This window comes from Corynebacterium sp. HMSC29G08 (assembly GCF_001806875.1).
In the GTDB taxonomy this organism is placed as follows: domain Bacteria; phylum Actinomycetota; class Actinomycetes; order Mycobacteriales; family Mycobacteriaceae; genus Corynebacterium.
On the sequence record NZ_KV786209.1, the window covers coordinates 74768 to 101030 of the forward strand.

General features: G+C 60.5%; 23 protein-coding genes and 1 tRNA gene. 13 read left to right on the forward strand and 11 right to left on the reverse strand.

What is annotated here, in order from left to right:
- Nucleotides 1–18: 18 nt before the first annotated feature.
- Complete coding sequence (locus HMPREF3101_RS11615; protein WP_246816582.1) at nucleotides 19–279, reverse strand: GNAT family N-acetyltransferase; 261 nt, start codon at nucleotides 277–279, stop codon at nucleotides 19–21.
- Between HMPREF3101_RS11615 and HMPREF3101_RS12000 the strand changes: the two genes are divergently transcribed.
- The gene (locus HMPREF3101_RS12000; RefSeq protein ID WP_168160135.1) at nucleotides 209–526 is read left to right on the forward strand and encodes a hypothetical protein; all 318 of its coding nucleotides are present in this window, start codon (nucleotides 209–211) and stop codon (nucleotides 524–526) included. The genes HMPREF3101_RS11615 and HMPREF3101_RS12000 overlap by 71 nt on opposite strands.
- Here the strand turns inward: HMPREF3101_RS12000 and HMPREF3101_RS00740 are convergent.
- From HMPREF3101_RS00740 to HMPREF3101_RS00750, 3 genes are read right to left on the reverse strand one after another with little or no spacing between them, the layout of a single operon-like run.
- Entirely contained in the window at nucleotides 490–1242 is a 753-nt protein-coding gene (locus HMPREF3101_RS00740; protein ID WP_232305789.1) for an ABC transporter ATP-binding protein, read from the reverse strand. The two genes, HMPREF3101_RS12000 and HMPREF3101_RS00740, sit on opposite strands and share 37 nt — an antisense overlap.
- Before the next feature lie 17 nt (nucleotides 1243–1259).
- Entirely contained in the window at nucleotides 1260–2342 is a 1083-nt protein-coding gene (locus HMPREF3101_RS00745; protein ID WP_083279042.1) for a FecCD family ABC transporter permease, read from the reverse strand.
- A 3-nt stretch (nucleotides 2343–2345) separates the two neighbouring features.
- Nucleotides 2346–3557, reverse strand: coding sequence for an ABC transporter substrate-binding protein (locus HMPREF3101_RS00750; protein ID WP_070462014.1), 1212 nt, complete (start codon nucleotides 3555–3557; stop codon nucleotides 2346–2348).
- A gap of 121 nt (nucleotides 3558–3678) precedes the next feature.
- Between HMPREF3101_RS00750 and HMPREF3101_RS00755 the strand changes: the two genes are divergently transcribed.
- On the forward strand, nucleotides 3679–4170 hold the full coding sequence (locus HMPREF3101_RS00755) for a 2'-5' RNA ligase (protein WP_070462016.1): 492 nt from the start codon (nucleotides 3679–3681) through the stop codon (nucleotides 4168–4170).
- A 22-nt stretch (nucleotides 4171–4192) separates the two neighbouring features.
- Here HMPREF3101_RS00755 and HMPREF3101_RS00760 read toward each other — a convergent pair whose 3' ends face one another.
- Complete coding sequence (locus HMPREF3101_RS00760; RefSeq protein WP_070462018.1) at nucleotides 4193–4978, reverse strand: spermidine synthase; 786 nt, start codon at nucleotides 4976–4978, stop codon at nucleotides 4193–4195.
- 5 nt (nucleotides 4979–4983) lie between these two features.
- On the opposite strand from HMPREF3101_RS00760, the gene HMPREF3101_RS00765 reads away from it, so the two are divergent.
- A complete protein-coding gene (locus HMPREF3101_RS00765) occupies nucleotides 4984–5436 on the forward strand; it encodes a GNAT family N-acetyltransferase (RefSeq protein WP_070462020.1) in 453 nt (150 codons plus the stop codon).
- Here the strand turns inward: HMPREF3101_RS00765 and HMPREF3101_RS00770 are convergent.
- Both HMPREF3101_RS00770 and HMPREF3101_RS00775 read right to left on the reverse strand, forming a co-directional pair.
- Nucleotides 5405–6868: a DHA2 family efflux MFS transporter permease subunit gene (locus HMPREF3101_RS00770; RefSeq protein ID WP_246816583.1), complete on the reverse strand. Its 1464-nt coding sequence runs from the start codon at nucleotides 6866–6868 to the stop codon at nucleotides 5405–5407. The two genes, HMPREF3101_RS00765 and HMPREF3101_RS00770, sit on opposite strands and share 32 nt — an antisense overlap.
- Before the next feature lie 77 nt (nucleotides 6869–6945).
- Nucleotides 6946–8505: a DUF4185 domain-containing protein gene (locus HMPREF3101_RS00775; RefSeq protein ID WP_070462024.1), complete on the reverse strand. Its 1560-nt coding sequence runs from the start codon at nucleotides 8503–8505 to the stop codon at nucleotides 6946–6948.
- Between the two features lie 123 nt (nucleotides 8506–8628).
- On the opposite strand from HMPREF3101_RS00775, the gene fdnG reads away from it, so the two are divergent.
- Genes fdnG through nrfD form a run of 3 tightly spaced genes read left to right on the forward strand, consistent with a single transcriptional unit; the run spans nucleotide 8629 to nucleotide 14028 of the window.
- Nucleotides 8629–11892 carry a formate dehydrogenase-N subunit alpha gene (gene fdnG, locus HMPREF3101_RS00785; RefSeq protein WP_246816584.1) on the forward strand — a complete coding sequence of 1088 codons (3264 nt, stop codon included), beginning with the start codon at nucleotides 8629–8631 and terminating at the stop codon, nucleotides 11890–11892.
- A 10-nt stretch (nucleotides 11893–11902) separates the two neighbouring features.
- Entirely contained in the window at nucleotides 11903–12925 is a 1023-nt protein-coding gene (locus HMPREF3101_RS00790; protein ID WP_070462027.1) for a 4Fe-4S dicluster domain-containing protein, read from the forward strand.
- Complete coding sequence (gene nrfD / locus HMPREF3101_RS00795; protein ID WP_070462028.1) at nucleotides 12925–14028, forward strand: NrfD/PsrC family molybdoenzyme membrane anchor subunit; 1104 nt, start codon at nucleotides 12925–12927, stop codon at nucleotides 14026–14028. The genes HMPREF3101_RS00790 and nrfD overlap by 1 nt, the downstream gene beginning before the upstream one ends.
- On the opposite strand, the gene selD is transcribed toward nrfD, so the two are convergent.
- Nucleotides 14025–15014 carry a selenide, water dikinase SelD gene (selD, locus tag HMPREF3101_RS00800; RefSeq protein ID WP_070462029.1) on the reverse strand — a complete coding sequence of 330 codons (990 nt, stop codon included), beginning with the start codon at nucleotides 15012–15014 and terminating at the stop codon, nucleotides 14025–14027. The two genes, nrfD and selD, sit on opposite strands and share 4 nt — an antisense overlap.
- A gap of 26 nt (nucleotides 15015–15040) precedes the next feature.
- On the opposite strand from selD, the gene HMPREF3101_RS00805 reads away from it, so the two are divergent.
- From HMPREF3101_RS00805 to selB, 3 genes are all read left to right on the forward strand, one after another.
- A tRNA-Sec gene (locus HMPREF3101_RS00805) sits at nucleotides 15041–15135 on the forward strand.
- Between the two features lie 21 nt (nucleotides 15136–15156).
- Nucleotides 15157–16455, forward strand: coding sequence for an L-seryl-tRNA(Sec) selenium transferase (selA, locus tag HMPREF3101_RS00810; RefSeq protein ID WP_070462030.1), 1299 nt, complete (start codon nucleotides 15157–15159; stop codon nucleotides 16453–16455).
- Entirely contained in the window at nucleotides 16452–18191 is a 1740-nt protein-coding gene (gene selB / locus HMPREF3101_RS00815) for a selenocysteine-specific translation elongation factor (protein ID WP_070462031.1), read from the forward strand. Before selA ends, selB begins: the two co-directional genes overlap by 4 nt.
- Nucleotides 18192–18219: 28 nt before the next feature.
- Here selB and HMPREF3101_RS00820 read toward each other — a convergent pair whose 3' ends face one another.
- The 3 genes from HMPREF3101_RS00820 to HMPREF3101_RS00830 are packed head-to-tail and all read right to left on the reverse strand — an operon-like array spanning nucleotide 18220 to nucleotide 20712.
- A complete protein-coding gene (locus HMPREF3101_RS00820; protein ID WP_070462032.1) occupies nucleotides 18220–18642 on the reverse strand; it encodes a cupin domain-containing protein in 423 nt (140 codons plus the stop codon).
- Nucleotides 18643–18666: 24 nt separating this feature from the next.
- Nucleotides 18667–19764, reverse strand: a complete 1098-nt coding sequence (locus HMPREF3101_RS00825; protein ID WP_070462033.1) for a hypothetical protein — start codon at nucleotides 19762–19764, stop codon at nucleotides 18667–18669.
- Between the two features lie 9 nt (nucleotides 19765–19773).
- A complete protein-coding gene (locus HMPREF3101_RS00830) occupies nucleotides 19774–20712 on the reverse strand; it encodes a DUF808 domain-containing protein (RefSeq protein ID WP_070462034.1) in 939 nt (312 codons plus the stop codon).
- A gap of 208 nt (nucleotides 20713–20920) precedes the next feature.
- On the opposite strand from HMPREF3101_RS00830, the gene HMPREF3101_RS00835 reads away from it, so the two are divergent.
- The 4 genes from HMPREF3101_RS00835 to HMPREF3101_RS00850 all read left to right on the forward strand — a co-directional run bounded on the left by HMPREF3101_RS00835 (nucleotide 20921) and on the right by HMPREF3101_RS00850 (nucleotide 26255).
- Nucleotides 20921–22504 (forward strand): peptide ABC transporter substrate-binding protein, encoded by a 1584-nt coding sequence (locus HMPREF3101_RS00835; RefSeq protein WP_070462035.1) that lies wholly within the window; start codon nucleotides 20921–20923, stop codon nucleotides 22502–22504.
- A 172-nt stretch (nucleotides 22505–22676) separates the two neighbouring features.
- Nucleotides 22677–23603 carry an ABC transporter permease gene (locus tag HMPREF3101_RS00840; RefSeq protein ID WP_070462036.1) on the forward strand — a complete coding sequence of 309 codons (927 nt, stop codon included), beginning with the start codon at nucleotides 22677–22679 and terminating at the stop codon, nucleotides 23601–23603.
- On the forward strand, nucleotides 23596–24576 hold the full coding sequence (locus HMPREF3101_RS00845) for an ABC transporter permease (protein ID WP_070462037.1): 981 nt from the start codon (nucleotides 23596–23598) through the stop codon (nucleotides 24574–24576). Before HMPREF3101_RS00840 ends, HMPREF3101_RS00845 begins: the two co-directional genes overlap by 8 nt.
- Nucleotides 24573–26255, forward strand: coding sequence for an ABC transporter ATP-binding protein (locus HMPREF3101_RS00850; protein ID WP_070462038.1), 1683 nt, complete (start codon nucleotides 24573–24575; stop codon nucleotides 26253–26255). Before HMPREF3101_RS00845 ends, HMPREF3101_RS00850 begins: the two co-directional genes overlap by 4 nt.
- Nucleotides 26256–26263: the final 8 nt, after the last annotated feature.

The window sequence follows — 26263 nt, forward strand, 5'->3', positions numbered from 1 at the left end:
ACTACGATGCATAGTCATTTAATCTACCGACCGGTACACCTCGTAGTCATGTGGAACTCCTGCACCGGGGACATGTCGAAGTCCCAGCTTCAAAGCCAAACCAATTGACGCGGTATTTGTAGGGTCAATGATGGCAACCACAGACAACTCGGGGAACCGCTCACGGACGCTTGCCAGGGCAGCGGCTGCAGCTTCCTTGGAATAGCCTTTGCCTTGGGATTCTGGGGCGGTGCTCGAGGCCTCCCCGGAAGCCCTTGCGGCAGCCTTGGAGCAGCACAAAAGGGCTCTTGCTTATCGACGCCGCACGCTCACCCAACAACTCACCACCATCAACAACCTGATCAACGATACGAAGAAGTATTTGGGTGAGGATATGCCCGCTTCCACAGGGCTTACGCCGGTGCCCAAGACTACCTGCTGCAGCTTGTTGAGGCCGCGGCTGCCGAAGCTGGCGTGGATGTGGATAACCCTCAGTGGGGATAAGGGAATTTATACGGGGCAGATGACGGGGACGTCGGCGTCGTAAAGAATGCGAGCGTCGATGTCGTAGACCTCATGGAGCAGTTCCGGGGTGAGTACCGTTTTGGGCTTGTCGTGCGCGATGGCGCGGCCGCCTTTAATCACCAGCAGCTCGTCACAAAAACGGGCTGCCAAGTTGAGATCGTGGATGGCCACCACGGCCAGGCGGTCGGTGCCGCGCACCTCCTCGCGCACAATCTCCAGCAGGTGTACTTGGTGGTGGATGTCAAGGGCGGAAGTCGGCTCGTCTAGAAGCAAAATGTTCGGGTGGCGCACCAGCATCTGCGCAACGCCAACCAGCTGGCGCTGGCCGCCGGACATTTCGGAGATCAGCCGGTCTGACAGGTAGGTAATGCCAAGGCGTTCCAGGGTGTCAGCTGTTGCGCTTATTGGATCCCAGTCTTCCACTTCGCTCCGGCGGGCGGAGACCATCACTGACTCGAAGGTGGTCAGGGACGCGGTTGCCAGCAGGTCCTGAGGCACGTATCCGATGGCCTGGGTTCGCTCTCTGCCCTCTACAACTTTGCTGCCCACGGTGACGGAGCAAGTGCCTGATTGTGGACGCTTAATCCCCGCAATCGTTTTAACCAGTGTCGACTTGCCCGCCGCATTCGGGCCGATAAGCCCGATGACCTTGCCCGTTTCGAGCGGGCCGAAGTCCATATTGTGCAGGATGGTTGTCCGGCCGTATCCGACAGTGAGTGCCCGCGCGGTAATTGTCACGCAACTTGTCATAGTGGTTATCTCCTGCCCTTTGTGCGAGTAAAGATGAGGAACACGAAAAACGGCACGCCAACCAGGGCCGTGATGATGCCGATCGGGATTGCCAAACCAGGGATGATGGACAGGGAAACGGCATAGGCCAAGCTGAGCAGCATGGCCCCTGCGGCAGCAGAACCTGGCAGGAAGTACTTCTGGTCCTCACCAACCAGCATGCGGGCCACATGAGGCCCAACCAACCCGATGAATCCGATGATGCCGGTAAACGCCACGGATGCAGCGGCCAAGAGTGAAGCGACGATGAGGGTGGTGAGGCGGAGGCGCTTGACGTCGATGCCGAGGGCGGCCGCGCGGTCGTCGCCAAGCCGAAGCGCCGTTAAACGCCAAGAGTTAGCCACACAGTAGGGAACTGCAGCGGCCAGCACCACAGCAAGGATCGTGTTCGAGGTCCAGGTAGCGCGCTGCATTGAGCCCATGGTCCAGAACACGATCTGCTGCAGGGCCTCGATGTTGGCACCGTACTGCAAAAGGGACAACAATGCCTGGAAGAAAAACGACAACGCAATGCCGAGCAGGATCATGGATTCTGCGGTGGCACCACGCCACACCGATGCCACGGCGACAATTGCCACAGCAAGCAGCGCGGATACGGCGGCAGTTAGCGCCAGGTTGAACTGGGGGTTCGCAATCACCGTCCACCCCATCACGATGGACAATGCTGCGCCGAAAGCAGCGGCGGCCGAAATGCCAAGCGTGAAAGGCTCGGCCAACGGGTTATCCAGAATCGTCTGCATCTTCCCACCGGCCAACCCGAGTGCTGCGCCGCACAGGACCGCCATTACCGCGGCGGGCAGGCGAAGCGTACGAATGACTACACGCGTCTGCTCATCTACATGATCCGGGCGAAATACTGCCAGAAACACATCAGCGATGGAGATGTTGAGGGGACCGACAATGATGGCAAACAGGAAGCTCGCAAAAACCGCGACGACTAGACCAGCAATAGCGAACGCTTTGTTACGTCCGCGTTTGCGGTAACTGTCAATCGCGGCCTGGCGGGCATCCACTGCCTTTATCTGTGGCGTAGATACCTGGGTAGTCACGGGTTATGCCTTCTCCGGGTGAGCCGGGTCGAGGAAGAACACGCCGCTGTAAGGAATCGGTAGCCAGTCCTTGTGGAATTGCTTGAATTCCTCCGTTGGGTTGTAGTTAGCGAACTCTTCCGGGTGAATCCATGCAGCAAAAGCTTCGAGCGCGAATACGTTGAAGGGGTTGTCGTAGAACTGGTGGTACACGGCGAAGAAGTTGCCATCCTTCGGTGCCTGTAGCAGTTCAAAACCTGGCTTGTTCAGCGGGCCCTGTGACGTTTCCAACGCGAGTTCCGGGGTGGACTGGTAGCCCAGCTCTACGTGGCGAAACGTGTCAGTCTTGTTGGGGTCCCTGGCCCACTCGCCACCGGTGACAATGATCTTGTCAGGGTCAAGCTCAATGAGCTTTTCCGGAGTGATGGTCTTCGTCTCTGGGCCGAGGACATCCGGCCCGAGGTTGTGTCCACCTGCTGCGGTAACCAACGTGCCCAGGTGGACATTACCTGCGACGGCGCAGCACTCGTTGTAACCCGCAGCGGTCCACAGCAGCACGTTCGGGCGCTCTGTAGTTTTTGCAACGCGGTCAGTGATCTCTTTAACCTTTGCGTTGTAGAACTCGTTGTACTTTTCTGCGCGTTCGCTCTGGCCCAGCAGGTCTCCCAGGAGCTTCATAGATACTGTGGTGTTTTCCAAGGGCTTTTGGCGGAAATCGATGAACGCGTAGGTGATGCCAGCGGCATCCATGTCGGAGATGAATCCGCTTTCCTCAACGGCCTTCTTCTGATCCAGGGTCATAATGACCACATCTGGGTTCTGCGCCAGCAGGTTTTCTACGGTGACATCGCCCTTGTGAACCGAGCCGATCACCGGCATCTTTTCCACCTCTGGGTCGAGTTCGATGAGCTTGTCGCGGAATGCGCCAGCATTTTTCACCAGGTCCTGGCCGTATGCGGCGATGTTGTGCAGCGGATCTTCCTGCAACAGGGCAGTGGCGAAAGCGGCGCGGCCTTCGGCGAGCACAATGCGCTCCGGCAGTTCGTCGAATTTCAGTGTGCGGCCGGCGGCGTCCGTGACGGTGATTGCGGTCGTAGCGCTGCGCTCCACTGACGTGGATGTCGCAGGTGCTGTAGATGACGAAGCAGACGAGGTTTCGGAGCTTGAGCAGGCCGCAAGGCTTAGCGCGGTGCACGCTGCGATAGCGAACGCGCCGAGTTTGGTGGAGAGTTTCACAACACAACCTTTCCAGGGTAGGTAAGCCTAAGTTAAGGATCGATATAGAGATTAAGGTAAGGCTCACCTAATGTCAAGGAGGGGTAGTTGAGATTCCCAAGGCTCCGCTACCCTTGACCCCGTGTCACCCGAAAACATCCTGCTGCGCTTGTCGGATGAAGACGAGAAGACTGTGCGCGCCATCTACGCGGAGCTTGCGCGGCGGGGGTTTCCCAAGCAGCGCCAGCGCCCGCACGTGTCCATCACATTCGCGCCCACTATGCAGCGCCAGGTGATCGGGGAGGCTGCTGTGCTCTTGCCGCCGCTGCTTCCGGCTACGTTGCGGCGCGTCGGCGTCGCGATATTCGGCACCAAATCCAAACAAACAGTCACCTGGCTACTGGAGGCACCGGAACCACTTGAGCGAGCCGCCCGCATCATCAGTGCGCTGAACCCGGAAGGACGCGGCGAGCGCTGGATTCCGCACCTGACCATGGGGCTGCGCCTGCCAAAAGCGATGGTGGCCGACTACATTGCGGCTCTGGCAGAAGTCACCTCGACCCACTTCAACGACATCACTGCCCAGCGCGCCGTGTTCTACCAGCCGAGCCTGAGCACGGAGTTTGAGTTCTAAGAGTTTGAGTTCTGGAGTGGGGTTAGTCGTGGTGGGGGTTGGCGTGGGCGTCGATAAGCAAACTGCCCTTTTTGGATGGAACCGCACCACGGAACGCCAAAGGAGTATCTGTTGCCGCAACCACCACGTTGCCGTACGCGCGGCCGGCAAGGACTTCAGGCGTGGCCGCGGCCATGGTGTAGGCGAAAACCTTGGCGAGTCCGGCAATCTCAGCGCGGGTATTTGGCAAGCCCACACGATCACCAATGTTGGCCACGAACAACCCACCTGGGCGAAGCGCGCGATGCGCTGCGCGGAAAAACTCCACCGTGGTCAGCGGGCGCGGGGTGTCGGGACCTGCAAACACATCGCGCACGATCACATCCACGGAGGCCGGCGCAAGAGCATGAGTAAACGCGCGGGCCTCAGCCACCACGATCTCCACCGGAGGGTCGAAAGCTTCGCGCACTACGCGCGCCAACCCTCGGTCCAGCTCAACGGCAATATTGCGGCTCTTCCAACGGTGGTTGACGTAACTAGGCAGCGCGCACCCGGCCGCACCCAAATGGATCGCGGTAAACGGCTCCGTCAGCCCAGCGCCGGCGATGAAGCCTGCGACCCACCGCATGTAGTCATATTCCAGCACCTCCGGCGCGCCGGGCACCACGTAGGACGAGGGCACACGGTTGACCTCAAGGATGTAGCCGCCGTCACGCGCAGGGTCCGCGACGATGTTGGCCTGACCAGTGTCAATGGGGTAGCTGCCGGTGATTCGCCGTTTGGGGGAGCGTGGCTTTCGCCGACTTGTCTCACTGCCCGTTACACTCATGCCTCATGCATACACTGCGCGAGGCAACACCGGCGGATAGGGATCAGGTTTGTGAGGTGTGGGATGTCTCCGGCATCACCACCCGATGGAACAACCCGCCGGTAGATTTTGATCTGGCTATGGCCACCCCCACCAGCACCATCTTCGTTGCGGAGGCGAACGGGGTTATTGACGGCGTGATCATGCCCGGCTTCGACGGCCACCGTGGCTGGCTGCACATGGTGGGGGTTCGCCCAGAAGTCCAAGGCAGCGGCATTGGGCGGATGCTTGTTAACGCAGCCGTGAAGTACCTGGCCGACCTAGGCACCCCAGCCATTCACCTGATGGTCATGCCGACCAATACCCAGGCCGTGAAGTTCTGGGAGCACTACGGGTTTGAACGCATTGATCCTCCGGTGTGGAACCTGAACCCGGAGACGTACGCGGCTACTGCGCAGTCCAAGACTCCGTCCGTGTAAAGCAGCACGCCACCAATACACCTAGCGCGACAACGGCGCATGGCAGCCAAATAGATGCGCTCATTGCGTGCGCAAACGGCTGGTGGAGCGGCGGCGGGAGGGTGCCGCTCATCTGCGCAGCCGTGCTGCTGCCTTCGGCGCCACCGCCAAGCGTGCGCGTGAGCTGAGACGCCATCATGGCAGCGATGGCTGCAGAGCCAACCACGGCACCGATCTGGCGTGTGGTGTTGTAGACGCTGGAACCTGCACCGGCAAGCGTGCGCTCGAGGTTGCGAGTAGCCACCATGGAAAGTGGGCCCCACATCATGGAATTGGCCACGCCGTAGAGCGCGGCGATGGCATACATCCAGCGTGGATCAACCTCAGGAGTGGTGATCAGCGCTGATATTGCCATAGATATTGCCGCGAGCGAAAGACCGATAATGGCAAAAGGCTTCGGGTCGTGTGTGTTGGTGAGCCTGCCAATGAACGGCGCCAAAAGGCCAGAGACCACGCCAGAAGGCAGGACCAGAAGCGCCGCCTGGGTCGGGGTGAAACCCTGGACGTTTTGCACATAGATCATCCACGGGATGATGTAGGTGGAGATAGCAAACCCGACGGTGGCGATGGTGGCGTTGGCCAAGGTGAAGTTGCGGTCATGAAACAGGCGTAAGGGAACCAGCGCGGTATCTCCAAGCGCCCGCTGCTTTTGTACAAACAGCGTCAGCAGCAACGCCGCGGCGATCAGCAGCGCCCACACCCGCCAGTCCCAGTTGAAGTGCTCGGCCTCTTGAATGCCAAACACGAGGCAGAACATGCCGACGGCGCTGAGGACAACGCCGAGCCAGTCAAAGGTGCGGTTGGTTTGCTCCAGCTTGGGCACGAAGATGAATGCCAAGATGATGCCGATGATGCCAATGGGCACGTTGACGTTGAAGATCCAGGGCCAGCCTCCAGCGTCTACAAGCACACCGCCCAAAAGCGGTCCCACGACGGTGGCAAGACCCGCGGTTGCACCCCACACTCCCATAGCGCCGCCGCGCTGAGTGGGGGAGAACGTGCGGATCATCACCGACATGGTCTGTGGCGTAACCATCGCCCCGCCGAACCCCTGGAACGCGCGTGCCGCGATCAGTGCTGCTGCGCTGTTAGCCAAACCACAGGCGAGCGACGAGACAGTGAACAGCGTTAAACCGATGATGTATATCGTGCGCGGACCAAAGCGGTCCCCAAGACGCCCCGTGATCAAAAGCGGCACTGCGTACGCAAGCAAGTAGGCGCTGTTGACCCAGATGACCTCGTTGTATGTTGCGTCGAGATCCGCAGCAATCGCCGGAATAGCAACGGAGACGATGGTGGAATCCACCAAGATCATGAAAAAGCCCAGCATCATTGCCCAGAGCGCGGGCCACGGTGAGCTCTGCTGAGGTGAAGATGGGGCAGTGGGCTTCATCGCTGTGACTTTACGCCACAATCTTCACCCTCCCACGCAGATGTGGATCTCTCCAGGCTGTGGGGCGAAAAAGGGCTCTAGAAAGGCAGGGCGTCCTGGAGTTGCTGTGGCAGCAGCGGGCGCAGCATCGGCCACGAGATCACAGCGATCGCGCCAACGGTAGCCAAGACTCCAAGAACAATCCCCGCCGTTCGCACGGAATCCGAGGAGAGTGGCACCGGGATCGTCGGTTCTGGCAATGCGGGGCGGATCTTCTTGTCCGGGAACTTGCTGCGGGGCTCGATGGATTCGAACAACTCGCCATGCTCGTCGCGCACGTTCGGGTAGAAGGTTTCCAAGCCGCGGACGCTGAACTGGGTTGCCATATAACGGCTGTTGTCACTGGTGTTCCACTGGGAGACAACAATGTCCATGTCATTGATGCTCGAGCCGGGGACAATGTAGCCGCCGTAGGGCTGCGACCAGTTCGTCGGCGTTTGGCTGTTGTCCCACTCGCCGTGCTTGGCAATAGCCACAGCGGGCACGTTGTTCCAATCAACAGCGATCTCTTTCGAGATGCGCACCTCAACCTGCAGGGTCGCTTCGTTGAACATGACGAGCACCCAGTTGCCGTCGATGTAGCGCAGGTTCATCTCACCTACCTGGATGGGAACCCCGTTAGCATCCTTTTCCATGATTGAGGTGCCGGTGCCGCCTTCGCCAGCCCAAGTGCCGTCATTAAGGTTGAGCATCTCCCAGGCGTCGCGGTCGGTGAGTTTCTCCGGCTTGACGCGGAAGAGGTACATCGGCGCAGCGTGATTTCGTTCAAATGTCGTGGTGACGATGTAGACGAAGCCATCCGGACCCATATCCCACGACAACATCTCATCAAGACCCCGCGCGCTCGGCCTGTGTTTCATCGCGGAGTAGTAGTAGCCATCAGACTCCCAGGTCTGGCCTTGATCTTCAGAGCGCCAAAACTCCGACACCTCAGTGTTATGCAGCCCGTGGGTGCGCATCGTCTGCAGATAGAGCGTGCCGTTGATGTTGATAATGTCAGAAGGGATCATGGTGAGGTTGCCGTCACGCAGATACCCAATGGTCTGCTTGACGCGCTCACCCTTATTCAACGGGCGCTGAATGTCCACATAGCCGTTTTCATCACGTTTGGCCACGACACCGACAGGGCTCATCCACTCACCCTTGCCAACGGTATCGCCACGGAAGGAGTCACCAAAAATCATGGCGAACTCGCCCTCACTATTGATCGGCGCCATCATGCCCAAATCGCCCGAGCGGAAACCCACGTGCTGCGAGTAGGGGCCGAGGATGTCCCCGAGAACCTGGACCGTGACATTCGGTTCTACCCTGCGCGGGGCAGCAACCCCCTGAGGGGCAGCGTTGCGCGAAAAAGGTTTGTCAAAGTACCCAAGGGCATCGCCCTTGTCAGCCGGGTCTGTGCCTTCTGTGCCCTCTTTATCCTCGGTGTCTTGGCTTTCAGAGGCTGTGTCGTTGCCCACCGGAATTTCAGGCTTCAGCGTTTCGTTTTCGGTGGACACCTCCTGCGCGTTGGCGGCTGGTGCGGCGGCTGCGGCCAGGGTGAGTGCCGAGACGGTTGCTGCGCTCAACAAGGCGCGGGAGGAGGCGTTGCGAAACATGAAACCCGATTTCTTGACAGCGAAATTTGATACAACTTGCAAGGATTCTCACTTTAACAAAAATGTCAAGGAAAGCGCGCCGCGAACCGTCCGGAAGTTTCAGTATCCGCTAGGGTGTGGTGCATGTCTCGAATCAGTCCTCTCAACTGGCCGGTAGTGCGCCAGCTACGCGGCGGTGACCTCTTCGCCCGCGGTGAGAACACTGAGTCTCGCCGCACGAAAGAAATGGAAGGGCGCACCATCGACGCTGACCGTGTGGTCAAAAGCGTGTGCCCGTACTGCGCTGTCGGTTGCGGCCAGAACGTCTATGTCAAAGATGGCAAGGTCATCCAGATTGAGGGTGACCCTGATTCCCCGCACTCCCGCGGGCGTCTGTGCCCGAAAGGTGCTGCCTCTGAGCAGCTGGTCAACGCTCCCAACCGCCTGACCGAGGTGCTCTACCGTGCGCCGAAGGCGACGGAGTGGCAGACGCTTGACCGTGAGACCGCGCTGGAGATGATCGCGGACCGTTTTTTGGAGGCCCGCAAGAACGGCTGGCAGGACACGGACGAGCACGGCAACCCGGTTCGCCGCACCATGGGCATCGCTGGTCTTGGCGGTGCAGCCATGGACAATGAGGAAAACTATCTGATCAAGAAACTCTGGACTGCCTCTGGCGCGGTGCAGATTGAAAATCAGGCCCGTATATGACACTCCTCCACGGTTCCCAGTTTGGGATCCTCGTTTGGCCGTGGCGGCGCGACCCAGCCGCTGCAGGATATGGCGAATGCGGACTGCATTGTCATTCAGGGGTCGAATATGGCCGAAGCACACCCGGTAGGCTTCCAGTGGGTGATTGAAGCCAAGAATCGTGGCGCGCGGATTATCCACGTGGACCCGAGGTTCACGCGAACGTCTGCAATCGCCCACAAGCACATCCCGATCCGAGGTGGCTCGGATGTGGTGCTGCTTGGCGCGGTGATTAAGTACGTGCTGGACAATGAGCTCTACTTTGAGGATTTTGTCAAGGCATTTACCAATGCCTCTGTGATCATCAATGAGGACTTCCAGGACACGGAGGACCTTGAGGGCATCTTCTCTGGCTATGACCCGAAGACGGGTAAGTATGACAACTCCACGTGGCAGCCGAAGCTGGCTTGGGATGCGCAAGTGTCCTGGGACGTGCAGAAGGACGAGACGCTGCAGGACCCGAACTGTGTGTTCCAGATCCTGAAGCGTCACTACTCCCGCTACACCCCGGAGATGGTGGAGAAGTCCTGCGGTATTTCGCAGGAAGACTTCTACTACCTGGCTAACACCATTGCGGAGAACTCCGGCCGTGAGCGCACGACGTGCTTTGCCTACGCGCTGGGTTGGACGCAGCACACCATGGGTGCCCAGTTCATCCGAACTTGTGCGATCCTGCAGCTGCTCATGGGCAATGTGGGCCGTCCAGGCTCCGGCATTATGGCGCTGCGTGGTCACGCGTCGATCCAGGGCTCGACTGACGTGCCGACGCTGTTCCACCTGCTGCCTGGCTACCTGCCGATGCCGCAGGCGGAGGTGCAGACCTGGGACCAGTACCTGGATACCGTGGCCGTGGCAGACCAAAAGGGTTTCTGGCAGAAGCGCGATAACTATTCGGTCTCCCTGATGAAGGCATACTGGGGCGATGCGGCCACCGAAGACAACAACTGGGGTATGGACCTCATGCCACGTCTGACCGGTGCGCACTCGACGTACCACACGCTGCAGCTGATGATGGATGGCAAGGTTGATGGCTACTTTGTGTTTGGCCAGAATCCGGCGGTGGCGCAGTCCAACGGCTTCATGCAGCGTATGGCGCTGTCCAAGCTGAAGTGGCTGGTGGTGCGTGACTTCCAAGAGATTGAGACGGCAACGTTCTGGAAGGATTCTCCGGAGGTTGCTTCCGGCGCGTTGGTGACCGAGGAGATTGACACCGAGGTCTTCTTGCTGCCTGCCGCGAACCACGTGGAAAAGGCCGGTACATTTACCCAGACGCAGCGTCTGCTGCAGTGGCGCTTCCAGGCGAAGCAGCCGCCAGGCGATGCGGATAGTGATCTGCAGTTCTTCTACGAGCTGGGTCTGCGCCTGAAGGAGCGGGTGAAGGATTCTACTGACCCGCGTGACCTTCCGCTGCAGTCCATCACCTGGGACTATGACTTGGATGCACACGGCGAAATCGATGCGGAGTCTGTGCTGCGCGAGATTAACGGCTACTTCCTCGAAGGCCCGCGCAAGGGACAGCTGGTGGATAGCTTTGCTGACCTGAAGGCAGACGGCACCACCTCGTCTGGGTGTTGGATTTACTCCGGCGTGTTCGCAGGAGGCGTGAACCGTTCCGCCAATAAGCGACCTGGATCCGAGCAGGATGAGATGGCGCTTGATTGGGGCTGGGCGTGGCCGCTGAACCGTCGCGTGCTGTACAACCGTGCCTCGGCTGACGCGGACGGCAAGCCGTGGTCTGAGCGTAAGAAGCTGGTCTGGTGGAATGAAGACGCTGAGCGCTGGGAGTCGCCGGATGTGGTGGACTTCCCGGTAAACAAGGCGCCGGATTACAAACCGGACCGTGACGCTGTGGGCCCGGACGCATTGGCGGGCGATGATCCGTTCATCATGCAGCCGGACGGCAAGGGTTGGCTGTTTGCCCCGCGTGGCATGGTCGACGGCCCGATGCCGACACATTATGAGCCACAGGAGTCGCCATTCCCGAACTTCCTGTACACGCAGCAGCAGTCGCCGTCGCGAATTGTCATGCGTGGCCCGAACAACCTGTCTGCGCCGAACTACGGTGAGGAAGGCACAGAGGTCTACCCGTACATCCTGAACACCTACCGTTTGACGGAGATGTACACCTCGGGTGCGATGACGCGAACGCTGCCATTCTTGGCGGAGCTGCAGCCAGAGCTGTTCTGCGAGGTTTCCCCGCAGCTGGCCGAGAAGGTTGGTTTGGAAAACGGTGGCTGGGCAACCTTGATTTCGCCGCGTGGCGTAATCGAGTCCCGCGTGCTGGTCACGGACCGCATTCAGTCCCTGACCATTGGGGAGCAGCAGTACGAGCAGATCGGCATGCCGTTCCACTACGGCCAAGGCAAGTACGCCGAGGTCAGCGGTGACGGGCCAAATGACCTGCTTGGCATCATGCTGGATCCAAACGTGAACATTCAGGCGTCCAAGGTGTCCGCGGTGGATATCCGCCCGGGCCGCCGTCCACGCGGTGCTGAACGCGATGCGCTGGTGCGTGAGTACCAAAAACGTGCAGGCCTGACCGAGGACACTGGCTCCAAACTGGGCTCGCACGACGCAACCGCGTCGCCGGGATTAGACGATGAGCACACGGCGGAAGTGGATAACACGAAGCAGAATATGGCGGAGAGGGAAGGCTAGGTACACGCCAATGGCGAAGACGAACAGCATTACCGAAGCGCCACAGCACGTTGGCTACGACCGCGCTGCGCGCAAGGCGTTCTTCACGGATACCTCGATTTGTATTGGCTGCAAGGCCTGCGAGGTGGCGTGTAAAGAGTGGAACCGCAACCCGCAGGATGGCTACGAGTTGTCGGGTAATTCCTACGACAACACTGGCTCGCTCGGCGCGGATACGTGGCGCCACGTGGCGTTTATTGAGCAGAGCGAGGAACAGATCACCATAGCCCGCGAAGAGGGCGCGAAGTTGGTCTCGCTGGGTATGCCGAGTGTTGGGGCAGGCGGCAACGCTGAAACCACGCAACCCGCACAGCCTGCGCAGTCTGTTACTCCGGGTGATACACCGGATTTCCGTTGGCTCATGTCCTCTGATGTGTGCAAGCACTGCACCAACGCGGGCTGCCTTGACGTGTGCCCGACAGGTGCGCTGTTTCGCACGGAGCACGGCACCGTGGTGGTGCAGGATGACGTGTGCAACGGTTGCGGCACCTGCGTGGCAGGCTGCCCGTTCGGCGTGATCGAGCGCCGTGAAGACGGCGGCGTGTCCAAGCGCGACGATCGCACGAAGCGTGGAGAAGACTTCACCGTTGGCGAGGTCGCGCCAATCAAGAACATCGGCGTGGCGCAGAAGTGCACGATGTGCTTTGACCGTCAGGCGATCGGGGAGGGTCCGGCGTGCGCCAAGACGTGCCCGACCACGTCGATTAAGTACGGCTCCTATGACGAGATGCTGGCAACCGCCCAGGCACGCGTGAAGGAGCTACACGCCCAGGGCATGACGGAAGCGCGTCTGTATGGCGCCAACAGCGAGGACGGAGTTGGCGGTACAGGCTCAATCTTCTTGCTTTTGGACGCCCCAGAGGTCTACGGCCTGCCGCCGGACCCCCAGGTGCCAACTGCTAACTTGCCCACGATGGCCAAGCGTGCAGTCTTTGCAGCAGCCGGCTTGATTGGTGCGGTTGCGGGTGCATTTGTGATTGGAGGACGCAGCTAATGGCAGAGTTTGATAGCTACCGGCCCCCGGAAGAGCCGCGCGGACCGAAGCGAAACCAGGGCAGTGGTAGTGGCGGTGCAAAACCGCGGGGCAAGAAACGGCGCCGTGGTGAAGAACTCATGGTGCCGAAAGCGGACTTCGCGCAGTATGACTCCTACTACGGCAAGCCAATTGTGAAGTTCCCGCCGTGGGAGTGGCCAATTGCCGGATACTTGTTCCTCGGCGGTGTAGCGGGCGGGTCGGCGCTTCTGGCCGTTGGCGCAGGGCTGACCGGCAACCGTGAGCTGCAGCGCAACACCCGACTGACCACTTTCGCGGCGGCAGGTTTGGGATCGAGCTTTCTGATTCTGGACCTAGGACGTCCGGAGCGGATGCTCCACATGTTCCGCGTGTTCAAACTGTCCTCGCCCATGAGCGTGGGTTCGTGGATTTTAGGCGCGTTCGGTTCAACCTCTGCGGTGCCTGCGATAGCTGAGGTGGACAAGCTCACAGGTGAGCGTTTGCCGTTGCCCGATTTCGCGCGTAGTTTGCTCCACTGGGCCGCCACTCCTGCTGGCGTGGCTACCGGTCTGCTCGGCGCGCCCCTTGCCGCGTACACAGCAGTGCTGTTGGGCAACACGTCAGTGCCGCTGTGGCAAGACGCGCACAAGGAACTGCCGGCGCTGTTTGTCTCCTCAGCAGCAGCTGCCTCCGCAGGAGCGGCGCTAGTGACTACGTCCACTAAGAACAACGGTCCGGCACGTGTGCTGGGTGCCGTTGGTGCCGCGGCGGACATTCTCGCCTCCAAGAATGTGGAGCGTAACCTGCACGCGCCGCTGGAGGAGACGATGCACGACGGCAAGGCTGGCAAGCTGCTCAAGGCCGCAGAGGCCTGCGTTATCGCCGGCGGTTTGGGTGCGCTCGTGGGTGGTCGAAACCGTGTCATCACCGCACTTTCGGGTGCGGCACTCATGGCCGGTTCCTGCCTAACCCGCTTTGGCATTGTGCAAGCTGGGCATCAGTCCACGGAAGACCCGAAGTACGTCGTGGAGCCCCAGCGCGCCCGACTCAAGGAACGCCAGACCGCGGGCCAGGTCGGGGACTCAATCACCACAGTGCGCTAGCGCACGCGCACCCGCCCGGTGCCCGGTGCGGTTTCGCCGATGATGGGGTAGCCGGGCACTTCGCCGATGACGAGGAGGCCGCCGGACGTCTGGGCGTCTGCAAGCAAGAGCAGCGCCACCTCATCTAGATCGGAGTCGACGTGTGGGCTGACCCAGTCCAGGTTGCGGCGCGAGCCGCCGGGGACGAAGCCGTCGCGGAGGGTTTCACGTGCGCCGTCGATAAATGGCACAGCAGCGAAATCAATCACCGCGTCCACCTTGGAGGCGCGTGCCATCTTGTACAGGTGGCCGAGCAAGCCGAAGCCGGTGACATCGGTCGCTGCCTTCACACCAGCATCCACTGCTGCGCGCGAAGCGTCCCGGTTCAGGGTGGTCATTACGTCGACTGCCTGCTGGAACCACTCGCCGGTGGCCTTGTGACGGTTGTTTAACAAACCAGAGCCGATCGGCTTGGTCAGGGTAATCGGCAGCCCGGCCTCGGCGGAGTCGTTGCGCATCAGGCGCGCGGGGTCGGCGGTGCCGGTTGCGGCCATGCCGTAGATCGGCTCCGGTGCAGTAATGGAGTGTCCGCCGGTAACGGAAATGCCGGCTTCAGTTGCGGCGTCGAGCCCGCCGTGGAGGACTTCACGGATCAGTTCCTGCGGCAGGACTTCGCGCGGCCAGCCCAAAATATTCAGCGCGGTAATCGGGGTGCCGCCCATGGCGTAGACATCGCTCAGTGCGTTGACAGCTGCGATCTTGCCCCAGGTATACGCGTCATCCACCACGGGGGTGAAAAAGTCGGTGGTGGAGATAATCGCCAGGTCATCACGGACGCGGATGGCGGAGGCATCATCACCGTCGTCAAGACCAACGATCACGTTGGGGTCTGTAAAGCCAACCAAGCCGGCTACTGCGTCTTCGAGTTCACCGGGTGGGATTTTGCAGGCGCATCCACCACCTGCGGCGAATTGGGTGAGTCGGATTTCTGGGGCTGTTTTGCTCATACCGCTGTATGGTAGCGTCACGCGACGGAGGCGTACGTGTCCTGGTGGGCGCCCCAGTCTTCAAAACTGGTGAGGTTGAGCATCTCAGCCTGGCAGGTTCGATTCCTGTCCGTCTCCGCCATAGTTTTTCGGGAGGTTTCGTTTGGATCCGCGCCGCAACATTCCCCGTACGGATGAGCTTTTATTGCTTGCCGACGCCACGTCGAACCTCTCAACCGCCACCCTCAAAGCCCTCGCGCACGATGTGCAGGCGGCTGCCCGCCGAGGCGAGATTTCGCCTGAGGATGTGCGCGACGTGTTTGTGGCGCGGGCGAACCAAGGCGCAACCACGCTGACTGCCGTGATCAACGCAACGGGCGTGGTGGTGCACACGAACGTGGGGCGTGCGCCCCTGTCGCCCGGCGCAGTGGAGGCGATGGCGCGCGCCGCGGGATATGTGGACGTGGAGATGGACCTGGACGCAGGCGTGCGTTCGCGTGAGCGCGGCAAGCAGGCAACGGATGCCTTGTTAGCTGCGTGCCCCGCCGCCGAAGATGCGCTGGTGGTGAACAACGGTGCCTCCGCGTTGCTGCTGGCAGCGGCAACGTTTGCTGAGGGCGGCGAGATGGTGATCTCTCGCGGTGAGCTCATTGAGATCGGTGCGGGTTTCCGCCTGCCGGAGCTGATTGAGTCTGCGCGCGTGCGTTTGGTGGAGGTCGGGGCGACGAACCGTACGCACCCGGCGGATTATGAACGCGCTCATGAGGCGAAGGCGATTCTGAAGGTGCATCCGTCGAACTATCGGGTGGAAGGGTTTACCGCGAGTGTGAGCGTGGCGCAGCTGCGCGAAATTGCGGATGCTCATGGTCAGACGCTGATCGTAGATACCGGCTCTGGCCTTTTGGCATCTGACCCGTTGCTGCCGGATGAGCCGGACGCGACAACTGCGTTGAAGCAGGGGGCGGACGTTGTGTTGTTTTCCGGTGACAAGCTTTTGGGCGGCCCGCAGGCAGGCGTGATGTTGGGTACGCGTGAGGCGATTGCGAAGATGCGCAAGCACCCCCTGGCGCGCGCGGTGCGCATTGACAAGTTGCGCTTGGCGGCGCTTGAGGCGACCATGCGCCTTGCCCATAATCCTACGCACGCGTACCTGCACGCGGACCTTGCTGTGTTGAAGCAGCGTACCGAGGCCCTAGCCGCCAAGGTGGCCTCCAAAGTAGAGGGCAGGGTTGTGGCGCACGATGGCCGCGTTGGGGGCGGGGGAGCGCCCGGCCACCCGTTGCCCGGCTATGCGGTGGAGCTGGATGAGTCGCTGGCAGCAGCGTTACGGCGCCACGATCCCGCTATTCTCGGCCGCATCCACGGTGGGCGTTTACTTATTGATCTGCGTTGTGTGCCGGAAGACCAAGACGCGCTTGTTGCCGCCGCCATTGTTGAAGCCGCTGGTGAGGTGCACGCATGAGTTTCGTCGTTGCCACTGCAGGCCATGTTGATCACGGCAAGTCCACGCTGGTCAAGCGCCTCACAGGTATGGAGCCAGACCGCTGGGACGAGGAACGAAAACGCGGCCTGACCATTGATCTTGGGTTTGTGTGGGTTGGCGATATTGCCTTTGTGGACGTGCCGGGACATGAGCGTTTTATTGCCAACATGCTCGCTGGCGTGGGTCCCGCGCCCGCAGTGATGTTGGTCATCGCTGCTGATGAGGGGGTCAAAGAGCAGTCCAAGGACCACCTGGACGCCATCAACGCGTTTGGCATCACTACCGGGGTGATTGCGATGTCGCGTGCGGATAATGCTGACCTGCAGCGCCGCGCCGAGGTGCGCCAACAGATCGCGCGTGAGGTCGCTGGCACCACAGCGCAGGGCTGGCCGGTGGTGGAGGTGTCCGCGAAAACCGGTGAGGGGATCGGGGAACTCACCCGTACTCTCCACGAGGTGCTTGAGGCCGCACCGGCCCCGGACCCAGGCGCGCGGATCCGTTTTTGGGTGGATCGTGCTTTCAGCGTCAAAGGCGCGGGCACGGTGGTTACCGGCACGCTCACCGCTGGCACGATCCGACCGGGGGACGTGCTTGAACTGCGCGGTCAGCAGGTTCACGTGCGTTCCGTGCAGTCCGAGGACACTCCCATTGACGTGGCGCAACCGGCGATGCGCGTGGCACTGAACCTGCGTGGCATCGATGCCGAAAGTATCGGCCGCGGCGATGCCTTACTCACCCCGGGAGCTTGGCAGAGCACGCTGCTTATCGACGCCACGTTAACCACCCTAACCACCTCCCCCCTCCCACGCGAAGCCGTCGCTCACGTTGGTACCGCCAGCGTGGCGTGTGCCGTGCGGCTGCTGGGGAAGAAGCACGTGCGCCTGAGCTTTGAGTTGCCGCTGCCGCTCAAGATCGGCGACACGGTAGTGTTGCGAGGCTCCGGCGAGCAGCACATCCTGGCTGGTGCTCGAGTGGTGGACGCGGATCCGCCGGCCTTTCTCCGGCGCGGGGATGCCGCGCGCCGCGCAGAAGCTTTGCCCACGTTGCCGGACCTTGGCGCCGAGATTACCCGCCGCGTGGCCGTGACCCCGGCGCACCTGGCGCGGCTGGGCTACGACGTACCCGAGGAGCCCCCTGCGGGCACAATTGCGTTTGCTGGTTACTGGATTCAAGCCAGTCAAGTCATGGCTTGGAGGAACGCCCTGCTTGAAGCCGTTGCAGAACATGAGCGGGTGAATCCGTTGTCGGCGGGGATGGGGGTTGCGGAGGGCGTGGATAAGCTAAAGCTCCCCGATGCCAAGCTGCTGCCACTGGCTGCCGCCGCGGCAAAACTGACGGTAGCCGAAGGGCTGATTTCGACTGGCCGCACTCTGGATTTGGGCGAGGGGATAGCCAAGCTGGAGGAGCACCTGCACGCCTGGCCGTTTGCCGCGCCCGAGGCCGCTGACCTTGCGGCGTGGGGGGTGGGCGATAAGGAGCTGGCGGCAGCCGAGCGTGCTGGGCGCATTGTGCGGATTGCTGACGGTGTGGTGTTGCTTGCCAACGCCCCCGCCAAAGCCGCCGCGCTTCTCCAAGCATTGGAGCAGCCGTTTTCAGCTTCCGACGCCCGCAAAGCGTGGGGCACGACGCGGCGCGTGGCAATTCCGCTGTTAGAGATGCTTGACGCGCGCGGCTTGACCCGTCGCATCGACGGCACCGCGCGCGTTGTGCGCTAGTTATTTGGCGCTGGTTAAACCGCGCCGGTTACACAGCGTCGTGCTCGTTCGGATCATTGTCCGCATCCGCCTTGGTCTCGTGGCGAGTCCCCGGCTTGTGCTCCGGAGCTGCGTAAATGGAGTAGAGCTTCGCCGGCTTGTCTGACTCATTGACAAAGTTGTGGTACTTGCCGGACGGCACGAACGCTGCCCAGTCTGCGCCCACAACCTGGTCAATCTCAAGGTTGTCCTTGCTTTGGCCGATCTGTGCGCGCAGCTCGCCCTCTTCGAGGCGGAGGAACTGATCGTGACCCTCGTGGATCTCAGCGCCGATCTCGCCGCCAGCCGGGATGGTCATAACCGTAAGCTGCAGGTGTTTACCGGTCCACAGGGTGTCACGGAAAGCCTCATTTTCCAATGTGGCCTTCTCAATATCTACTACGTACGGGTTAGGTCCTTTATCGTTGCTCATGGGTACCACCGTACGCGTCTTTGCCTACTTGCGGTGCCGACCAACCTCGACAGCAACCCGCTCGCGGCGCCTGAGCTGTACCTTCTCAATTTCTGTGAGGTAGCCGCCGGAACCTTGCCACCCGATTTCGGGCTTTTCCTTAACGACGGCACGCTCCCGCACCTCTACCGGCTTGTCTTCCGGCTTGTCTGCCGGAAGTTTATCTTCCGGTTTATCTTCCGGACGCTCCACCTTGGTAAACATCTGCGTCGGTGGGGCGACATCGTCGGGGCGGTCCTGACCCGTCAGCGACACGTATCGTGCCCTGTAGTGTGGCCGGACCGTGTCTTCGGGGTCCGTGGCAAAGGGGCGCTCCACCGTGATCGCCCATGATCCGTCGGGGAAGTCTACGAGTGACCACGGGGTAGTAGGTGTTGTGTCTGGGACCTTCAGCACCGGGATTGTCTGCAGACCCTCAGCTGGGGCGCCGGCATTGAGCGCAGCCATGCCCTCCAACAGCACGGCACGTGCGTACAGCGGGGCGCCCGCTTCTTCGATGTAGGCAAGGAGTTCCTTGGCATCTTTGGCAGCGAAGCCACCGAGTGCCTTGCCGTTGAGCGTGACAGCAACCGTGCCCGCCAGCGGACGCAACGCAACAAACCAGATGCCGGGGGAGAGTGCGACGAGCTCGTCAGCACTGAACTCTCCTTTGGCGGTATCCACCACAATCATGTCCCCAGGCGGTAGCACTAGCGCACCTTCTGGAGGATCGTTGCGAGGCACCGTAAGTTCGGGCGGCGGCAGAATAATCTTGGCCCGAAACAGGCCGGTCTGGTTATCAAAACGAATCTCTGCGACCGTGGTTGGCATCAACAGCGAGGCCTCAATGCGTTGCATCTCCGGGTAACGCTCGCGGTGCGCAGCGGCGACTTCCCCTAGGACCCTGCCCTGGGTGCGGTCATGGCCCACCCGGCGTACCCGCCACGATCCGTTGAGCGGATTCGGGTGGAGCAGGACTGGCAAAAATGCTGATTTTTTCGTGGCCCCAAACTCTTCAAAAAGGGGAGCTTGGATCACGCTGGCGAGCTCAATTTCCTCGCCAGCACCCCATATCGACGGTGCGAGAGAGTAGAGCCTGTCCATTGCTTCAGCTTAAGCGTTGGCCTTCGCGCCGCGCATGTTGCCTAGTAGTTTGCCTAGCAGCGCGACGATTTCCAGCACGATGAAACCGGTGATCAACCCCGCAGTCAGAGACACACCGGTCTCAGCCAGCCACCCAAGCGCCCCGCCGCCAGCGGCCTCCTTGAGGTGCTCCGAGATGTCGTGCGGCCAATGCCAGCCGACAACCTCGTGCAAGCCACGCACGATTAGGTGGCCGCCAACCCACAACATGGCAACCGTGCCCACAACACCAATCGCGGTCAAGATATACGGCATGCTCTTCACCAGGCCGCGCCCAAGCGTGGGTGCTTTGTCGCGTTCGATCATGCCGCGGCCGATGTCATCAATCTTGACTAGGATCGCCACCGCGCCATAAACCGCGATGGTGATGAGGATACCCACTGAAATAAGCACGGCAGCCTCCATCCAGATGGGCTGATCAGCAACCTCATCAAGCGCGATGATCATGATCTCCGCACTCAAGATCAGGTCTGTCATGATTGCGCCTTTGACTAAGGAATCCTCATCCTCCGGCGTTTTGTTTACCGCACGTTCCTGCTCTTCTTCAGGATTTGCCTTGATCTTGTGGACGATCTTCTCTGCGCCCTCATAACAGAGGTATGCACCGCCCAACATCAACAGCGGTACCAATGCCCACGGCGCGAATGCGTTCAGGACAAGTGCAATGGGCAGGATGATTAGCAGCTTGTTGCGCAAAGAACCCTTGGTGATCTTCCAGATCATCGGCAGCTCACGCGCCGGGGTGACCCCAGAGACAAACTGTGGGGTCACTGCTGCGTCATCAATCACCACGCCCGCAGCTTTCGCAGACGTCTTCGCCGTCATCGCTGCCACGTCGTCGGCTGAGGCGGCGGCAGTGCGGGCGATCAGCGCAACGTCGTCAAGCAAGGCGAGCAAACCACCGGACATGAAGGACTCCTTTGGTAGGTAGCGGCGGGCGCAACCCTTTGACGCTACCAGCTCCACAACAGGTCACAGTGAACGCAAAGTAAATACGAGAAAAACTCTCGGGTGGATTTACGGAATCTGTTGAGTAGTATTGTGTTCTATTCCGGCTACCGGTAATAAATGTGATTGGGATCATTGGGATCATCGCATGAATCAAGGAGAATCTATAGTGAACATGAAGAAGACCCTGGCTGTTGTTGCAGCCAGCGCGCTGACCTTCACCATGACCGCATGTGGGTCGGACAGCGCCTCCAACGGCGGTGCTGCGGGCGGCAATTACATCACCGCTAGCAGCACTGAGCCGCAGAACCCGCTCATCCCGGGCAACACCAATGAGGTCGGCGGCGGCAACATCGTCGATATGATCTACTCGGGTCTTGTCTACTTTGACAAGGACGGCGTGTCCCACAACGAAATGGCACAGTCCGTTGAGCTGGAGGGTGAAAAGACCTACCGCGTGACCCTGCGCGATGACATCAAGTGGTCCGACGGCTCCCCGGTGACCTCCAAGGACTTCGTCAACACCTGGAACAAGGTTGTTGAGGACGCAATGCTCGGCGCCTACTTCTTCGAGTCCATCCTGGGCTTCGAAGAGGGCAAGCCGCTCGAGGGCCTGGAGATTGTGGACGATCAGACGTTCACGATCGAGCTGACCCAGCCAGAAGCCGACTTCCCGCTGCGCCTGGGCTACTCCGCCTTCTACCCAATGCACGAGTCTGCATTCGATGACCTTGCTGCATACGGCGAGAACCCGATCGGCAACGGCCCGTACAAGCTGGCTGAGTGGAACCACAACCAGGACGCCATCATCGTTCCGAACGAGGAGTACTCCGGCGACCGCGCTGCGCAGAACGACGGCATCAACTTCGTCTTCTACGCACAGCAGGACGCTTCCTACGCTGACCTGCTCGCAGGCAACCTGGACGTGACCGACGCTATCCCGGACTCTGCGTTCGCAACCTTCAACAACGAGCTGGGCGAGCGTGCTGTGAACCAGCCGGCTGCCATCTTCCAGTCCTTCACCATCCCGGAGCGCCTCGAGCACTTCGGTGGTGAAGAAGGCAAGCTGCGCCGCGCTGCAATCTCCCGTGCAATCAACCGCGAGGAGATCACCGCGACCATCTTCGACGGCACCCGCACCCCGGCAACGGACTTCACCTCCCCGGTGATCGCTGGCCACACCGACACCCTCAACGGTGCTGAGGTTCTGGAGTACGACCCGGAGGAAGCAAAGCGCCTGTGGGAGGAGGCTGACAAGATCAACCCGTGGACCGGTACGTTTGCCATCTCCTACAACGCTGATGGTGGCCACCAGGCATGGGTTGATGCAGTTGCAAACTCCATCAAGAACACCCTGGGCATTGAGGCTGAGGGCAACGCATACCCGGACTTCAAGTCCCTGCGTGATGACGTGACTAAGCGCGAGATCACCACCGCGTTCCGCACCGGCTGGCAGGCAGACTACCCGTCCTTGGGTAACTTCCTGTCCCCGCTGTACGGCACGAACGCTGGCTCCAACGACGGTGACTACTCCAACGCCACCTTCGACCAGCTGCTAAAGCAGGCTGCCGGCGCAGCCAGCGTTGAGGAGGCTTCCGAGTACTACAACGAGGCTCAGGAGATCCTGCTGCAGGACCTGCCGGTTATCCCGCTGTGGTACTCCAACGTGGTCGGTGGCTACTCCGAGAACGTTGACAACGTGGCATTCTCCTGGAAGTCCGTCCCGCTGTTCTACGCGATTACGAAGAACTAACCATCCTTCAAGCGGATGCCGCTTCGTAAGTTCACAAACCCACACTTCGACACGGGATGTGTCGGGTGTGGGTTTCGTGTTGCTTTCAGCGGTATTCTGCCAAGCGTGTCCACAACACCGACAACCGAACCTGTCAACGAAACTGCTTAACCGAAAGAGAGCGAACTAACCCATGTGGCGCTACATCGGGCGGCGGCTCTTGCAAATCATCCCCGTGTTCTTCGGGGCTACGCTTTTGCTCTATGCCCTCGTCTTCCTTATGCCGGGCGACCCAGTCGAAGCGCTCGGCGGCGACCGAGGCTTGAGCGAAGCTGCTCGCCAACGCATCACCGAAGAATACAACCTAGACAAGCCATTTCTAATCCAGTACCTGCTCTACCTCAAAGGCATTTTGACGCTGGACTTCGGCACTACGTTCTCCGGCCAGCCGGTGCGTTCCGTGATGGCGAATGCCTTCCCAGTAACCATCAAGCTGGCGCTGATGGCGCTGGCCTTTGAGGCCATCTTTGGCATCATCTTCGGCGTGATCGCCGGTGTGCGCCGCGGCGGCTTCTTTGACTCCACGGTGCTGGTTGTCTCCCTGTTTGTTATTGCGGTGCCGAGCTTTGTTATCGGTTTCGTGCTGCAGTACCTCGTTGGCGTGAAGTGGGGATTACTCCCCGTGACAGTGGGAAGAAACGAAAGCTTCACAGCGCTGTTAATGCCCGCGGTGGTGCTAGGCGCCTTGTCATTTGCGTACGTGTTGCGATTAACCAGGCAGTCCGTCAGCGAAAACCTCCGCGCGGATTATGTGCGTACCGCCCGTGCTAAGGGCCTGTCCAACGGCCAAGTGATGAACCGCCACGTGCTGCGCAACTCCATGATCCCGGTTGTGACCTTCCTGGGTGCTGACCTTGGTGGGCTGATGGGCGGCGCCATTGTTACCGAAGGCATCTTTGGCATCAACGGCGTTGGCGGCACCATCTTCCAAGCAATCATCAAGGGTGAGCCTGCCACGGTGGTGTCATTCACCACGGTGCTGGTGATCGTGTACATCGTTGCCAACCTGCTGGTGGACCTGCTCTACGCTGTCCTGGATCCGAGGATTCGCTATGCATAACCCAAGAACCAATAACGCTGTAGATACTGTAGACACTGGGCTGCCTGGGCAGGAATACTACGTAGCTGAGACTGATGAGTCGGGCCTGGGCGCCGTTGACGCTGTGGCCGATGACCGGGCGCCGTCAAGCCAATGGGGCGAAGCGTGGAAGTACCTGCGTCGCCGCCCCCTGTTTTGGGTAGCAGCCGCACTGATCCTGATGGCGCTTGCCGTGGCAATCGCACCTCAGCTGTTCACCGCTACTGACCCGCGTGAGTGCATCCTGTCGCGCTCACTGAATGGACCGACCTCGGGCCACCCATTTGGTTTTGACCGTCAAGGCTGCGACATTTACGCGCGCACCATCTACGGTGCACGTGCATCCGTTGCTGTGGGCGTGCTAACCACGCTGATTGTTACCGCACTTGGCACCATCATCGGTTCCATCGCCGGCTTCTACGGTGGTATCTGGGACACGCTGCTGTCTCGCCTGACGGACATCTTCTTCGCCGTCCCGCTGGTGCTGGCTGCGATCGTGGTCATGTCCATGTTCCAAAACCAGCGCTCCATCTGGATGGTGGTGCTTGCACTGTCTATGTTCGGCTGGACGCAGATCGCACGTATTACTCGTGGCGCGGTGATGGGCGTGAAGAACGACGAGTTCGTGACCGCTGCGCGCGCACTTGGCGCCAGCGACAGCAAGATCATCTTCTCCCACATCCTGCCGAATGCAGCGGCGCCGATCATTGTGTACGCGACGGTGGCGCTGGGCACGTTCATTGTTGCTGAGGCAACGCTGTCGTTCCTTGGTATTGGTTTGCCAACGTCCGTGGTGTCGTGGGGTGGAGATATTTCGAGGGCGCAGGCGTCCCTACGCACCCAGCCCATGGTGCTGTTCTACCCGGCAATTGCCCTGGCACTGACGGTGCTGAGCTTTATCATGATGGGCGACGTGGTCCGCGACGCCCTCGACCCGAAGGCGAGGAAACGATGAACCAGCCACTGCTTAACATTGAAGACCTCAAGATCACCTTCGAATCCACCACGGGTGTGGTGGAAGCCGTACGTGACTTTGACCTGACGATCTACCCAGGCCAATCCGTGGCCATTGTGGGTGAGTCTGGCTCCGGCAAGTCCACCGCTGCGATGAGCATCTTGGGCCTGTTGCCAGGAACCGGCAAGGTGACCAACGGCACCATCACGTTCGACGGCAAGGACCTGACCAACCTCGACGAGAAGGGTTGGCAGGAAATCCGAGGCAGCGAGATTGGGCTGGTGCCACAGGACCCGATGAGCAACCTCAACCCGGTGTGGCGCATTGGCACACAGGTGGAGGAGTCGCTGCGCGCCAACAACGTGGTGCCAGGCTCCGAGCGCCACAAGCGCGTTGTTGAGCTTTTGGAGGAAGCCGGCCTGCCGGACGCTGAGCGCCGAGCGAAGCAGTACCCGCACGAGTTCTCTGGAGGCATGCGCCAGCGAGCGCTCATTGCGATCGGCCTGGCTGCACGCCCGAAGCTGCTCATTGCCGACGAACCAACATCCGCCCTCGACGTCACGGTGCAGAAGAAAATCCTGGATCACCTGGACAAGCTCACCGCGGAATTGGGCACATCGCTGCTGTTTATTACTCACGATCTCGGGTTGGCAGCTGAGCGCGCCGACTTCCTCGTAGTGATGCACCGCGGCCGCATCGTGGAAAAAGGCCCAAGCCTGAAGATTCTGCGTAACCCGCAGCACCCGTACACGCAGCGGTTGGTGAAGGCGGCGCCGTCATTGGCGTCTGCACGAATCCAGTCCGCTAAGGCACAGGGGCTGGAAACCGCAGAGCGCGTTGCCGGAAAGCGCGATGGCGAGGAAGTGGTTCGCGTAGAAAACCTGGTGAAGGAATTCGACGTGCGCGGCCAAAGAGGCGCCAAGAAAATCCTTCGTGCGGTTGATGACGTGAGCTTTTCTTTACGACGTGGCACGACGCTCGCCCTCGTCGGCGAGTCCGGCTCCGGCAAATCTACCGTGGCCAACATGGTGCTGCGTCTTCTCGAGCCGACCAGTGGGCGAGTGATCTTCGAGGGCCAGGATATTGCGCAGCTTAAAGGTAAAGAGCTGTTTGAGATGCGCCGCAAAGTCCAGGTGGTGTTCCAAAACCCCTACGGCTCACTCGACCCGATGTTCTCGGTGTACAAGTGCATCGAGGAACCACTAGCGCTGCACAAGGTCGGCGGCCGCAAGGAGCGCGAAGCTCGCGTTGCTGAGCTGCTAGACATGGTGCAGATGCCGCGCTCTGCTATGCGACGCTACCCGAACGAACTCTCCGGCGGCCAGCGCCAACGCATCGCAATTGCGCGAGCGCTTGCGCTGCACCCGGAAGTTGTCGTACTGGATGAGGCCGTGTCTGCACTTGACGTGCTGGTGCAAAACCAGATCATCAACCTGCTGGCAGACCTGCAGGACGAGCTCGACCTTTCCTACCTGTTCATTACCCACGACCTAGCTGTGGTCCGCCAGACCGCCGACGACATTGTGGTGATGCGCCAAGGCGTTGCCGTGGAGCAGGGTAGCTCGGACGACATCTTTGATAATCCGCAAGACCCATACACCCAGAACCTGATCAATTCGGTTCCGGGCTTGGGCATTGAATTGGGCACTGGCGAAGACCTCGGTATCGAGATTCGTTAACACCAGTG